Genomic DNA, 12,668 nt, shown 5'->3' on the forward strand with positions numbered 1-12,668 from the left:
GAATTTAGGGTGGAGGAAAAACCGTGAACAACAAAGTGATCATTCAAACGGACGTGACGAAAGCGGTCATCAACAAAAATATTTACGGTCATTTTGCCGAGCATTTGGGCAGATGCATCTATGAGGGGATTTGGGTCGGAGAAGATTCCCCGATTCCCAACACGCAAGGGATACGTAACGATGTGCTGGAGGCGTTGAAGCGGATCAAGGTTCCGGTGCTTCGTTGGCCCGGCGGATGTTTTGCGGATGAGTATCACTGGAAGGACGGCGTAGGCCCGAGGGAAGCCCGCAAGCGGATGGTCAACACCCATTGGGGTGGCGTTATCGAGAACAATCACTTCGGGACGCATGAATTTATGCTGCTATGCGAGCTGCTGGAATGCGAGCCGTATATTTGCGGGAATGTGGGGAGCGGCACGGTTCAAGAAATGTCCGAATGGGTCGAGTATATGACATTTGACGGCGAATCCCCGATGGCGAACTGGCGTAAGGAGAATGGCAGAAGCGCGCCGTGGAAGCTGACCTATTTTGGCATCGGAAATGAGAATTGGGGATGCGGCGGCCACATGCGTCCGGAATATTACGCCGATCTGTATCGCCGCTATCAAACCTACGTCCGCAATTATGGGGATAACCGGATATATAAAATCGCCGGCGGGGCCAATGTGGACGATTATCGCTGGACCGAAGTGCTGATGCAACAGGCCGGCGGGCTCATGGACGGGTTAAGCCTGCATTATTACACTATTCCCGGTGATTTCTGGCTGGGGAAGGGTTCGGCGCTGGATTTTTCAGAGGACGAGTGGTTCGTGACCATGAAAAAAGCGCTGCACATGGACGAATTAATTGCGAAGCACAGTACGATCATGGATCGGTACGATCCCGAGAAGCGTATCGGCTTGATTATCGACGAGTGGGGTACTTGGTACGACGTTGAGCCGGGCACGAATCCGGGATTTCTGTATCAGCAAAACACGATCCGTGACGCACTGGTGGCCGGGCTTCACTTCAACATCTTTCATCATCACGCCGACCGGGTGCAGATGACGAACATCGCCCAGACCGTCAACGTCCTGCAAGCGATGATTTTAACAGAAGGTGAGCGGATGATCCTAACGCCGACGTATCATGCGTTTGATATGTTCAAGGTCCATCAAGGAGCAGAGCTGTTGTCGACCGAGTCATCGCTGGTTGATTCGGCGAATGGCGACGACACACTTCCGGCCCTGTCGGTGTCCGCCTCGAAGAACGCCCAAGGCGACATTCAGATCAGCTTGGTTCATATCGATCCGAGACAGGCTGCGGAGGTCAGTCTCGAGTTGCGAGGAAATCACGCGGAATGGGCTTCGGTTTCGGGAACTTTGTTAACGGCTGCAACGATGAATGCGCACAATACGTTTGAGCAACCGGATGTGGTTACGCCGGTTCCGCTCCGGGACGTTCACGTAGCCGGTGACACGCTGCACGTGAAAATGCCGGCCATGTCACTGGTAACCTTGATCATCAAATCATAACCTAAACCTTATGAAGGAGGGAAGTCCGTTGAAAAGTATGGTTAAGTGCCTGGGTTTACTCTTGATCTTCACGATGCTCATCCCTGCCGAAGGGTGGGCGAGCAGCGGCGATACGGATGCCGGGAAACGCGGGGCAACGGAAAGCGAGAGTGCGGGAGGGGCCTCGGGGAAAAAGCGACCGCCCGCGTTTACCAATGTCTCGGTCCACGATCCGAACATCGTCAAGGCCGGCTCGACCTATTATGTCTTTGGGTCGCATATCGAAGCCGCCAAATCAACCGATTTGATGAATTGGACGACGTTTACCAACGGCTATCAAACCCCGGGGAACGTGATCTACGGCGATCTGTCTCAAAATCTGGCCGGTTCGTTCGCTTGGGCGGGAGAGGACGATGCCGACAGTAAAGGCGGGTATGCGGTCTGGGCGCCGGGCGTGATCTGGAATGAGAAATACCGGAATGCGGACGGAACGAGGGGCGCTTATATGATGTATTACAGCGCTTCGTCCACCTATATCCGCTCCGCGATTGGTTATGCGGTATCCAAAAATATCGAAGGCCCCTACACCTACGTGGACACGGTTATTTACTCCGGGTTTACGAAGGAGACGGCGTATGACGAGAACAGCCGGGTCGATAAGAAGTGGACGAATACGAACCTCAAGCAGCTGGTGGACCAGGGAAGGCTGAAGGAGGCCAATCCGAATTGGTTTAACAGCGACGGTTCCTATAATAATGCCATGTATCCGAACGCAATTGACGCCGCTTTGTTCTTCGATAAGGACGGCAAGCTGTGGATGACGTACGGCTCCTGGTCCGGCGGAATCTTTATCGTCGAGTTGGATCCGGTCACCGGTCAGGTGAAATATCCTGGCAAAGACGGCACAACGGCTGACGGACGCCTTGTAGACCGCTATTTCGGCACCAAAATTGCCGGAGGCTATACGAAGTCCGGCGAAGGGCCCTACATTTTATACGATAAAACTTCGGGATACTACTATTTGAACGTTTCCTATGGTTGGCTGGGGGCGAACGGCGGCTACAACCTGCGGCAGTTCCGGGCGAAACGTCCAGACGGCCCTTATCTCGATGCGGCCGGACAAAATGCCGTGCTGCCCAGCGATACGGATAACGCGCCGTACGGCATCAAAATGGTCGGCAATTTCCTGTTCGACCGCAAAATAGGCGATCCCGGCACGGGAATCGGTTACGGTTATGCTTCGCCAGGGCATAACTCGCTATTTTATGACGAGAAGACGAAGCGATATTTCTCGGTGTTCCATACTCGCTTCCCGCAACGGGGAGAGGTTCACGAAGTCAGGGTGCACCAGCTGTTTATGAACCAAAACGGGTGGCTGGTCATGGCACCGACGCGTTACGCCGGGGAATCCCTGCAGAAAGTGACGGCCTCCAAGGTGGTCGGCGACTATCAGTTCGTGAATCATGGGCTTGGCTATTCCGGTGAGGTCCCTACTTCGGTCCACCTTACTTTGAACAAAGACCATACGATTTCGGGTTCGATAACCGGAACCTGGAAGCTAAACGGCTCCTATGGAGCGGAGCTGACCCTTGAGGGAGTAACTTACCACGGCGTATTCGTCAAAGGCTGGGACGAGAACCAAGGGCGGGAGACGATGACCTTTACGGCCATCTCTCGCGAAGGCACCGCCATTTGGGGCATTCAGCAGCCGGAGATGAACGACCGCCAGGTCGTTAAGGCGGTGCAGGAAGCCTTAACGCTCGGCGATACCAGCAAAGTCATGAACAACCTGACATTGCCATTGGAAGGGACGCATGGGGCTCAAATCGTCTGGTCCACCTCCGATCCAGGCGTCATTTCAGAGAGCGGGGTCATCCACCCGCCCGATGCGGGAGAAGCCGATGCTCCCGCTACGTTAACCGCAACGATCACGAAGGGGAAAGCGAAAGCCGTCAAGACGTTTGAGATCGTCGTTGCTCCGATTGATCTTAACTATGGACTGCGAGCCCACTATCGCTTTGAGGGGAATTTATCGGAGGTCGAAGGACGGTTTGGCGATGGAGCGGTGACCGGGGCAAAGCTTGATACCGAAGGCGGAGCGATCACTTTTACGGATGGAGTGCAGGGGTTAGCCGCCGAGTTTGATGGTACATCCGGCATTCGGCTGGATGACAGTCTGATTCAAGGGAACCGTTATTCGGTTTCCCTCTGGTTGCATCCGCAGCAATTTACCCAATTTACGACCAGTTTCTTTGGGGCGAAATCCAATACAAGCTGGATCAGCCTCGTGCCGGATTCCTGGGATCATAACACGATGCTGTGGTCCGGTGAAGCCTGGTATGACGGGACAACGGGTTCGCGGATCTCGGCGGGAGCGTGGCATCACGTAGCCTTTACCGTCGATGCCGGGAACGTGAAGGTGTACGTTGACGGGGAACTGAAGTTTACGGGAACGGGATTCCCGGATATCTTCACGGATAATCAAGGTATGTTCAGCCTAGGGGTGAATTGGTGGGATCCCCCTTTCCAAGGGAAGATGGATGAACTCCGGGTTTACGACGTGCCGATTCCAGAAGCGGTGGTCCGCAAGCTGTATGAGGAAGGCCAGAGCGTAACGAGATGACAGAAAGAGAAGGAGAAACCAAGATGAAGAACACGCAGGAATATCGAAATCCAATCGTGGAGCAACGGGCGGATCCATGGGTTTATAAGCATCAGGACAGGTATTATTACTTTACGGCTTCGGTACCTGAGTATGACCGGATCGAAATTCGCCGGTCCAAGACGCTGCAAGGATTGGGGGATGCCAAGCCGGTGGTGGCCTGGCGCAAATATGATACCGGCCCGCTGAGCGCCAATATTTGGGCTCCGGAAATCCATTTTATCGACGGAAAATGGTATATCTATTTTGCCGCCGCGCGAACGACCGAGACGAACGAAGGATTGTTTGATCACCGAATGTACGTGCTGGAGAACACCTCCGCCAATCCGCTTGAAGGCGTATGGGAGGAGAAAGGGCAAGTCCGTACGCGGTGGGAGTCGTTTGCATTGGATGCGACGACGTTCGAGCACCGGGGGGAACGGTATTACGTTTGGGCGCAGAAGGACCCAGGTATCGAAGGCAACTCCAACCTCTACATCTCCCGGATGAGCAACCCTTGGACGTTGACCGGGGAGCAGGTCATGATCTCCACGCCGGAATACGATTGGGAAACGATCGGCTTCAAAGTAAACGAGGGACCGGCCGTACTGAAGCGGAACGGGCGTATATTCATCAGCTATTCGGCCAGCGCCACCGACCATCATTATTGTATGGGCCTGCTCACCGCGGACGAATCGGCAGATTTGCTGAACCCTAGCTCCTGGTCAAAATCGCCGCTTCCGGTGTTTGCGACCAATGAAGCGGCGGGACAGTATGGACCAGGTCATAATAGTTTTACCGTCTCGGAGGACGGGCGGGACGTATTGGTCTATCATGCCCGGAATTACAAGGAGATCGACGGTGACCCGCTGTACGATCCGAACCGGCATACCCGGGCCCAAATTCTGGAATGGAACGAGGATGGCACGCCAAACTTCGGAGTGCCGCTACCCGACTCGGTCCGCACGAATCCATAGGTTTGGACTACTCCCGGCGCGCGTTACCCCGGTGCGCGTTACTCCAGCGTGCATTACTCCGGCGCGAGTTCCTAGCGGCACGACGAAGCAGAATGGCTGCTCTACCACTCATCTAGGGATGAGGTAGGGCAGCTTTTTTTGGCGAGGCATCAAAATAGTGCAATAAATGAACAGAATAATGTTTGTGAGCTGTTCGAAAATTAACCTATAATTACATTGAAAACGCCTTATCTAATGCTGGGAAAACAAAATTTTTTCCGGCCGGAGGAATGCAAAATGATTAAAGTGCTGATTGTTGACGACGAACCGAAACTTAGGGAGGGTCTGCGGACCTTTATCGAATGGGGAGCCTATGACTACGAAGTTGTGGATACGGCGGCCAACGGGAATGAAGCGCTGGAAAAGTATCAGCAATATCATCCCGATCTGGTCGTGGCCGATATCCGCATGCCGGGGATGGACGGGTTGCAATTGATCGAGAAGCTCCGCACGCAAGATCCGAATTTGCATATTTTGATTCTTAGCGGTTACGCGGATTTTAGTTATGCCAAGAAGGCGATGACATACCGGGCGGATGGTTATTTGCTGAAGCCGGTAGATGAAGATGAACTCAAGGATTATCTTTGGAAAATCAAGCTGACGATCGACGAAGAGAAAGCATCCGAGCAGTGGAAGCACGTCACAACGGAGTGGAACCGGGAAGCGTTGATCCAGTCCGTGCTGACCGGCGAAGACGAAGAGGACCCTACTCCGCTATGCGAGCGGGCTCATGAAGTAGGTATCAGCGGCAAGGTGTTTCAAATTTTGCTGCTTGCCCCGCAAATGGAAGGGGACGCTGATGCCCAAATTAACGCTCTGATCCGCAAAGCATTGGTCCGGCAGTTCGAGGAGCCTGGCCGCGGCTGGGTGTTTGCGATCCACTCGAAGTTTGGCGTCCTGCTCAAGGAGCCGCTTCTCTCCGTGGAGCTTGCGGGGATCTATCGCGAGCTTGCTGCCGAGCTGTCCGATTTAGGCATCCGCTATTCCGTGGCGCTTGGCGAGAAGGTGGGATGCATGGCGGAGATTCGGGAATCGTACCGGACGGCATGTGATTTGGTCCGCCGCCATTTCTTCCTTGATCAGGGAACGATCTTAACGCCGGACAGCCTGTCTGCCAGAACGGATGCGGGGGCTGGTGCGAGTGCGGGACCGGAGCTTACGACCGAAGAGCTGGGCGAGCAGCTCTTTTATGCGGTAGATATCGGTAATCGCGATGCCGTAAAATCTCTGCTGCATCAGCTGGGCGAAGCGTATAAGGCTGAAGGTGCGATGGAGAACGAAATAAAGAACCGTTATGTGGAGCTGCTGACCACGATTTTCAGTAAGGCGCTGAAGCAGTCGCCGGAGCTGCAAAATCGCAGCAAAGAGTTTTCCGACGGGTACTCGAAAATCCAAAAAGCCTACTCCATTCTGGAGCTAAACGGGCAGGCAGAGCATCTGCTGCAGCAGATCATGAACCAGCTCGGCGAAGACGGGAAACACCGCGAAGTCAAAATTATGTTGGATCTGATTCACCGGAACTATAACGAAAACCTCAAATTGGAGACGCTCTCCGGCATCTTCAACTATAACAGCGCATATTTAGGCAAATTGTTCAAGAACACGACCGGAGAATACTTTAACACGTACCTCGACAAGGTGCGGATCGAGAAAGCTAAACACTATTTAGAGGAAGGCCTGAAGGTCTATCAGGTGGCCGAAAAGGTCGGATACACCAATGTCGATTATTTTCACAGCAAATTCCGCAAATATGTCGGTACCTCACCTTCCGCATATCGCAAGCAGATGAACCATGCCTGATGCTACTCCATACGGCTCCTTTTTGAAGGGGCACTGATGTGTGTATTGGCCCTTTGCTATCGGGGCATATAGTCCATCGGCGGCGCTCTTCTGACGATTATCCCGTTGAATCAGGGAGTGGAGAAAGAGAAAATAGAAAAGAGAGAATTTAAAACTGAAACTGAAACGCTCGGATGAAAAAATAAGAGTCCTACACCAACTGATCCATAAGCCAGCCTGTCCCGAAAATGACCATTCTCGTACGTCTGTACGCCTAGCAGCCCGTTCGTTCAGCAGTGGATTAAGCCGCTGCTGCAATGGACGGGTATTTTTGTTGTCGGGCGATTAACTGACGGTATGGGATCGCTGGAATGGACAGGCACATTTGCAGCATGTTCTGGCGCATCTCTTCCTCGGAAAAGGTCATGCGCAGGTAACGGCGGACGGTGTACTCATTCAAATACGCCTGCAAATGTGTTAGCCCCAAGGCAATATATGTGCGCTTAAGCGAGTTCCATGCGGCTCTTACTTCTTTCCGCAAAGGCAAATACAGCCGATAAGCCAAATGGAACGACTGAACGGTGGAGGTATGGACTTCAATATGATCATGGATGAACGCGGCGAGATCATGCCGGTCGGCACGTTGTCCTCTTTTATGCGATATCAGCTGGATCTTCACCCGCTCCGGCTCGCCATATTCCGTGACCGTGCAGCCGGCTACAACCGCGGTGGCATATGGCTGAGCAGCCGGATGATAACGCGACGAATCATACGCATACTGATCGCAGTTTACCTTCACGTCTCCAGAGAGCAGATTCCGGGCATCACATTCACCGAGGGTATGGCGGATTTTGTGCAGCATGAGCCAAGCGGTCTTGTAGGTCACTTGGATCACCTGACTCAACCGCAGCGCCGAGATACCGTCGGGAAGCAGAAACAGCTCCATGGCTTGGAACCACTTCACCAAAGGCAGATGGGTTCTTTCAAAAATGGTGCCGATCAAAGGCGATGCCTGATAGCCGCATCGTCCGCACTCAAACAACGGAAGACGGCGGGTGGAAAGGCGGGTGCACTCCGTATAAGCACAACGCGGGCAAACAAATCCGTTTGGCCACTTCATAGCGATGATCGCCTCGATACAGTCGGACTCACTTCGAAAACGGCTGCTGATAGAATGAAGCTCTGCATTCGTATAAAAACCCATGCCCGATCCCTCCAATTTAAATCCCTCTAACTCAACAAATGCGTACATATGTTCTCTTTGTTATCATTATACCAAACACCTGTTCTTAAATCAAGAAAAATATCCCAAATAAACCATCTTATCTTCGTAAAAAACGGAATGATCAGCTCTATGAGCCACCTCATCCCTCCTATGGATTTCCCAGTTCTGAACCAAAGGGATAATCGTGCAAAAAGGCTGCTAGAAGATCTCTTCCTCGATCTCCCCATTCTGAATAAAAGGGATATTCGTGAAAAGAGGTGCAGCTGGAAGATTCCCTTCCTCGATCCCCCCCCCCTGTTCTGAACGAAAGGGATAATCGCAGAAAGAAGGGCGCGAAATAGCCTATGGGGCTGCTGGAGCCATGCCGAAAACGGGGCTGTGTTGGTGATGGGGCAGTGCTGGAGAAGGGTGGATGACGATGGGGCCATGCTGGCGATAGGACGTGCCGGCCATGCGATATTTTTATATGAAAAATGATCTAATATTCCGTGTATCGCTGAAAGAAGACGCGGACTATGATAGGGTGGTAGACCTGATGGTATAAGCAGTGACAAATTCTTAAGCGCTTACAATGAAATGATAGAGTAGGAGAGCGAGGTAATTGTATGACGGACAACACGTACCAATATCCTTTTCAGAACCCTGATCTGCCGCTGGCGGAGCGGGTGGACGACTTGGTTAGCCGATTTACATTGGATGAGAAAATTGAGCTGATGTGCCAATTCCAAACGGAAGTGCCGCGGCTTGGCGTCAAAAAATACAAGCATGGTACGGAAGGCGCGCACGGCGTAGCTTGGTTGGGGGAAGCCACGTCCTTCCCGCAAAACACCGGACTAGCCTGCACCTGGAATCCCGAGTTGATGCGCCAAATCGGCTCGGTGATTGGGGATGAGGCCCGCGTGTATTTTCAGCGGAATCCGGAAGTGAACGGCTTGACGATCTGGGCGCCAACCGTAGATATGGAGCGCGATCCGCGTTGGGGCCGGACAGAGGAAGCCTACGGCGAAGATCCGCATCTCACGGGAGCGTTAACGACCGAACTGGTGAAGGGGCTGCAAGGCGATCATCCGTTTTATTACAAGGCGGTAGCCACGCTGAAGCATTTTTACGCAAATAACAATGAAATCGGTCGTGGCAGTGAATCGGTGAGCATCGATCCGCGCAACAAACGGGAGTATTATTTGAAAGCGTTTGAGCGGGCGTTCCGGGAAGGTCGCGCAGGTTCGATGATGACGGCTTACAACGGGATCAACGGTACGCCTTGCAACCTGAATTCGGAAGTCAACGAGATCGTCAAAGGCGAATGGGAGATGGACGGGTTTGTTGTCGGCGACGCCGGCGACGTCATGGGCACGGTGCTGGATCACAAATATGTGGAGTCTTATGCCGAAGCGGTTGCAGGGAGCATCAAGGCAGGCATCGACAGCATGACGGATGAGCAGCCGATTATGTTCCAGGCGCTGCGGAATGCGCTGGAGCAAGGATTGCTGGCTGAATCGGACTTGGACCGTGCGCTACGGAATGCCTTCCGCGTTCGCTTCCGGTTGGGTGAATTTGATCCGGAGGAGCGGAACCCGTACAGCCGCGTGCCGGAAGAGAAGCTGTGCGCACCGGAGCATGCGGCCTTGGCGCTAAAGGCTTCCCGCGAAGCGATCGTACTGCTGAAGAACGAAGGCTTACTGCCTTTACCGCAAACGTTAGGTTCTGTCGCGGTTGTCGGGCCGCTGGCCAATGAAGCCTATACCGACTGGTACAGCGGCACGCCGCCGTACCGCATCACCCCGCTTCAGGGCATTAAGAAGAAAATGGGCGATCGCCCCGTCCTGTTCGGAACTGGCCTGGATCGGATTCGCCTGCGCTCGGCCTTGACCGGTAAATATGTCCGGATCACGTCTGGCGAAGGAGCGGAAGCCGTTCTGGAGGCGACCGGCGAGAATGCGGCCGATGCGTCCGTTTTTGAGCGTAACGATTGGGGCTGGGGCTCCATCACGCTGCGGTCGGTGGAGAACGGCAAGTTCGTGACGGAGACCGAATCGGGATTGCTGACGGCGACGGCGAACGAAGCAAGCGGCTGGTTTGTCAAGGAAGTGTTCGACTTCCGCCCGGCTTTGAGCGGCAAGGTCGAGTTGAAGGCGTGGAACGGACGGCCGATCGTCTTGAACGAACGCGGCGGGTTGATTGCTGTGGGTGAGAATGTTTTTGATAATGCCGTGAAGGTGGAGAGTCGCCTTCCAGGAGAACAATGGATCGTGGAAATTGTGGAGAGCGGGATCGAGCAAGCCGTACAGGCTGCCAAATCGGCGGAGACGGCGGTTGTCTTCGTGGGCAACAACCCGTTCATCAATGCGAAGGAAACGATCGACCGGGTGGACATCGTGCTTCCGCCGGCGCAGCAAGCATTAATTCAAGCCGTAAGAGCGGTGAATCCTAATACGGTGGTCGTCATCGTCGGCAGCTATCCGTTTGCAGTGAACTGGGAGAACGCGCATGTACCGTCGATCCTGTTTACCTCTCATTCCGCCCAAGAGCTGGGCCATGCCGTGACTGACGTGCTGTTCGGCGACTATAATCCGGCGGGGCGGTTGAATATGACCTGGTACCAATCGGTGGACCAACTGCCGGACATTATGGATTACGACATTATTAAGGGCAAACGGACTTATCAATATTTTGACGGCGAGGTCTTATATCCGTTTGGTCATGGACTTAGCTATACGACGTTTGAATATAGCAATCTTGCCCTTGATCGGACTCAGGTTGATCAGGAGGGCGAGGTTCAGATTTCGTTTGATGTGCGAAATACGGGGAATATCGCCGGGGACGAAGTACCGCAACTGTACGTGCGAATCGGGCAATCGCGCGTGCCGCGGCCGTTGAAAACGTTGAAAGGCTTTACTCGCTTGCATTTACAGTCGGGTGAAACGCAGCGGGTGACCTTTGCGCTGAAGGCAGAAGAGCTGGCGTTCTGGGACGTAACCCGAGATCGCTATTGCGTGGAGTCGGGCGAATATACGGTGATGGTCGGCTCTTCCTCGGGGCAGATCGCATTGACAACGACACTTCAGGTTGATGGCGAAACCGTACCTCCGCGTTCGCTGCGTGAACCGGTCCGCGCGGTCAACTATGACGACTACGAGGAAGTCTACCTGGACGAATGCCGTGAAGGCGGCGACAGCATCCGGCTGAAAGGTGAACGCGGGTGGATTGCCTTCCGTGATGTCGAGCTAGATGAAGGAACAACCCAACTTGAAGCCCGTGTATCGGGGGATTTGAAGGGCGGCGAAATCGCCGTCACGCTGGATTCACTAGAAGGCGAGTCGGTGATTACCTGCAAGATCTTGCCTACCGGCGGTCGCCAAGCTTGGACAACAGTCACCGCAGAAGCACCGGCAAGTTTGTCGGGCCGACATGATGTGTATCTGCATCTGCAAGGGGAAGTGCAAATCAGCTGGTTCAAGCTGAGCTAAAACAAGGACGAAACCAAAATTAGCTGGAATACTCCAGCTAATTTTGCTACATGGGGGATGCAATGGGGAAACAGCCCCCTCCAGGGAATTTAGACCTCAACCGAAGCATGCAGCCGTTTGCGGAATTCCGAAGGCGAGCAATTCATCGCTTTACGGAACACGCGGATGAAGTAGCTGATGTTGTCGAAGCCGACCTCCAGCGCGATATCGGAGATTTTTCGTTCCGGATCGCGCAGCAGCTCGGCGGCCTGGCGGATCCGGTACGAATTGATATAATCCATCGGCGTCTGTCGGGTCATCGACTTAAAGAAGCGGCAAAACTGTCCTTCGCTCATCGGAATCAGCGCCGCCAGCTCCGCCAGCCGGATGGGATGGCTGTAGTTCTGCTGAATATGCTGAATGACCGTTTTGAGCCGGTCGATTTTGGACGATTCGCTGCGGGTGCTGCTATAGGAGCGGTTGACGGCCCGGCCGGTAGCCGCGATCTCCGACAGCATCAAGTAGAGATGCCCTTTGACGGCGCCTTCATAGCCGGGCGCCTCGGTGCTGCAGCTGCGCATCAACGTCACGATATGCTCCAGAAGTGATAAGTCTGCCGCGGTCTCGCGCCGGATATGGCGAGGAAACGTCGCCTTCCGTTCCTGCAAGGGCAGCACCAGGTTCTCCTGGACCGCATCATAATGTGCGCTGGCTAGCAGCTGCGTATCGAATACGAGAGAGAAGAATGCGCAGCCCTGCTCACCATGCGCATGGGCGGCGTGAATGTCGCCGCCGTCGATAAACACCGCTTCCCCGGCACGAACCGGGAAGTAATCGGTATCGACCTGAAACAGCGTCTCGCCTTCCAGGCAATAGAAGAACTCGGCTTCATCATGCCAATGGCAGTCGATGACATGTTCACCAGGGCCATAGCGGTACCAATAGGTTCCAAACGGCTGCCGCTCGTTGCCGTGACTCTTGCTCTCTTTCAGAGAGCGGCGAAGCGCCTGATCCATATACGGTCACCCCATCAAAATAGTGTTATATTTTGGCTTGATAATGTTAGTT

General features: G+C 53.9%; 7 protein-coding genes. 5 read left to right on the forward strand and 2 right to left on the reverse strand.

Annotated elements, in window-relative coordinates:
• Positions 1-23: 23 nt before the first annotated feature.
• From M891_RS0100510 to M891_RS0100525, 4 genes are all read left to right on the forward strand, one after another.
• Positions 24-1,514, forward strand: a complete 1,491-nt coding sequence (locus M891_RS0100510) for an alpha-N-arabinofuranosidase (RefSeq protein ID WP_028537418.1) — start codon at positions 24-26, stop codon at positions 1,512-1,514.
• A 37-nt stretch (positions 1,515-1,551) separates the two neighbouring features.
• Positions 1,552-4,116, forward strand: a complete 2,565-nt coding sequence (locus M891_RS22985) for a lipocalin-like domain-containing protein (RefSeq protein ID WP_036699066.1) — start codon at positions 1,552-1,554, stop codon at positions 4,114-4,116.
• Between the two features lie 23 nt (positions 4,117-4,139).
• Positions 4,140-5,111, forward strand: coding sequence for a glycoside hydrolase family 43 protein (locus tag M891_RS0100520; RefSeq protein ID WP_009224208.1), 972 nt, complete (start codon positions 4,140-4,142; stop codon positions 5,109-5,111).
• Positions 5,112-5,387: 276 nt separating this feature from the next.
• Positions 5,388-6,950: a response regulator transcription factor gene (locus tag M891_RS0100525; protein WP_028537419.1), complete on the forward strand. Its 1,563-nt coding sequence runs from the start codon at positions 5,388-5,390 to the stop codon at positions 6,948-6,950.
• Between the two features lie 280 nt (positions 6,951-7,230).
• On the opposite strand, the gene M891_RS24505 is transcribed toward M891_RS0100525, so the two are convergent.
• Positions 7,231-8,133: a transposase gene (locus M891_RS24505; RefSeq protein ID WP_051416779.1), complete on the reverse strand. Its 903-nt coding sequence runs from the start codon at positions 8,131-8,133 to the stop codon at positions 7,231-7,233.
• 626 nt (positions 8,134-8,759) lie between these two features.
• Between M891_RS24505 and M891_RS0100540 the strand changes: the two genes are divergently transcribed.
• The gene (locus M891_RS0100540) at positions 8,760-11,621 is read left to right on the forward strand and encodes a glycoside hydrolase family 3 C-terminal domain-containing protein (protein WP_028537420.1); all 2,862 of its coding nucleotides are present in this window, start codon (positions 8,760-8,762) and stop codon (positions 11,619-11,621) included.
• An 89-nt stretch (positions 11,622-11,710) separates the two neighbouring features.
• Here M891_RS0100540 and M891_RS0100545 read toward each other — a convergent pair whose 3' ends face one another.
• The gene (locus M891_RS0100545) at positions 11,711-12,616 is read right to left on the reverse strand and encodes an AraC family transcriptional regulator (RefSeq protein ID WP_016311356.1); all 906 of its coding nucleotides are present in this window, start codon (positions 12,614-12,616) and stop codon (positions 11,711-11,713) included.
• Positions 12,617-12,668: the final 52 nt, after the last annotated feature.

Origin of the sequence: Paenibacillus sp. J14, from assembly GCF_000518465.1 — a bacterium.
Taxonomy (GTDB): Bacteria; Bacillota; Bacilli; order Paenibacillales; family Paenibacillaceae; genus Fontibacillus; species Fontibacillus barengoltzii.

Excerpts from the sequence above, each read along its gene's own strand:
- M891_RS22985 (WP_036699066.1), top strand. The coding sequence starts at position 1,552 with ATGGTTAAGTGCCTGGGTTTACTCTTGATCTTCACGATGCTCATCCCT.
- M891_RS0100520 (WP_009224208.1), top strand. The coding sequence starts at position 4,140 with ATGAAGAACACGCAGGAATATCGAAATCCAATCGTGGAGCAACGGGCG.
- M891_RS0100525 (WP_028537419.1), top strand. The coding sequence starts at position 5,388 with ATGATTAAAGTGCTGATTGTTGACGACGAACCGAAACTTAGGGAGGGT.
- M891_RS24505 (WP_051416779.1), bottom strand. The coding sequence starts at position 8,133 with ATGGGTTTTTATACGAATGCAGAGCTTCATTCTATCAGCAGCCGTTTT.
- M891_RS0100540 (WP_028537420.1), top strand. The coding sequence starts at position 8,760 with ATGACGGACAACACGTACCAATATCCTTTTCAGAACCCTGATCTGCCG.
- M891_RS0100545 (WP_016311356.1), bottom strand. The coding sequence starts at position 12,616 with ATGGATCAGGCGCTTCGCCGCTCTCTGAAAGAGAGCAAGAGTCACGGC.